Here is a 1499-nt window from a genome sequence, read left to right on the forward strand (position 1 = left end):
CACCGATAACATTGATATAAGATTGAGACACGACACTAATACCTCTTTGGGTGGAAACTAAGTCCAAATAAAAACAAGCTACTAGACTATTTGACACCCACAAATCTTTCTAAATTCATGCTTGGTCCATTATACCAAAAAACTAAGTAAAAAGACAGACAGGAGAATTCCTGAATGTCTTTCAAAAATTATTCTTTATTAAAATTGAATGTCTCCCAATTCAGTTTGCTTCCATATTTTATAGTAAAACGTACTTCTGTATTCTTAGGTAGTTTATCGCTTTGAAGTATTTGGGCAAGTAAGTATTCGAAATCAGAATCCGTCCAATTGTCAATATCTTCATTAGTTACTTGTAGGTTTTGTCTTCGTACCTGCTCTATATCAATACGTATTCGAATACTAAAGGTCGAACGATTGTCAGCAACTCTTTTTAAAAGTAGATCTCGATTACGAACAAGCGTCTCTTCATCAAGATTGTTGACTCTACTTGAGTCTAGGTCCTCAATTAAGGGAGTGAGTTCTTCTACATCCGTCTTCAAAATTGCCTCTCTTTTATCTCTCTCTTCAAGACGGGTTTTGGGGTTGCCACTATATTCTTTTTTTGGAACCAAAGAATAATTGGAGTCAAATGAGTCCAATTCAATTGAATTTTTAATATAAAGATTCCTAATCACATCATCGCTTAAATATGTTGAAGTCAAGCTACCACTTTGAAGTAATATATTATAAGCTTCCTCAAGTCGGTCATAGTTGTCATCACCAGAAACATACTCCATTTCTAAACGGTAGACTGTTTTCTTGGAAAAACCAAAGAATTTTTTCTTTTCAACTTCTTTAAGCCTCGAATTGTATTTAAGGACTGGAGTGCTCTCAACATAATCTTTTTCAAAATCCACATAGACATCAACAAATTTCGTATTTCCTTCAACGTAAAACGGAGATCCATAATATCCAAAGGTATCAGCTGTCGAGTATCCTTCTGCTTCTAACCCTGCAGCTTCTACTACAGAACGAATGTTTGAAATAGCTATTTTAGCTAAATCACGATCGACTCTATTGTTACATGCTGACAATATAAATAATGTGAGAATAGGCAACAGTACGCCAATTACTTTCTTCATCACTTTGCTTTTCATTTCTCCTCAAAATAAGCAATCTTATCAAAATACTTATGATTGTTATTTTTGTTTCAGGAAGAAGACAAGGTTCCCAATTTAGTCACTTTCTTGATTTTCTTCCCAATCGTGGTAGGCAGCGTAGAGTTGGCTTTTATTCCACTGGTAGAGTTTCGCAACTTCCTTAATGGCTTGATTTTTCTTCATGCCTTGCTGGATACGAGATTGGATTTCTGAAAACAAGTCCTCCTCGTCCTTTTCCTCCACATCCTGACTTGCGCCTTTAACGATGAGAAGGCATTCACCCTTGAGTGGCGTTTCAGCAATACTTTCTAGTAGCTCTGAAATCTTTCCTCGTTGGTATTCTTCATAGATTTTGGTCAA

The 1499-nt window shown here is 35.7% G+C and carries 2 protein-coding genes; both read right to left on the reverse strand.

Translation table 11 applies throughout. The annotated features are described in order from the left end of the window. Nucleotides 1–188: 188 nt before the first annotated feature. On the reverse strand, nt 189–1136 hold the full coding sequence (locus GMD1S_RS07625; protein ID WP_000837963.1) for a hypothetical protein: 948 nt from the start codon (nt 1134–1136) through the stop codon (nt 189–191). A gap of 78 nt (nt 1137–1214) precedes the next feature. Continuing rightward, nucleotides 1215–1499: hypothetical protein (locus GMD1S_RS07630; protein ID WP_000707335.1), on the reverse strand; the 285-nt coding region annotated here is incomplete at its 5' end.

This window comes from Streptococcus sp. GMD1S (assembly GCF_000296875.1).
Taxonomy (GTDB): Bacteria; Bacillota; Bacilli; order Lactobacillales; family Streptococcaceae; genus Streptococcus.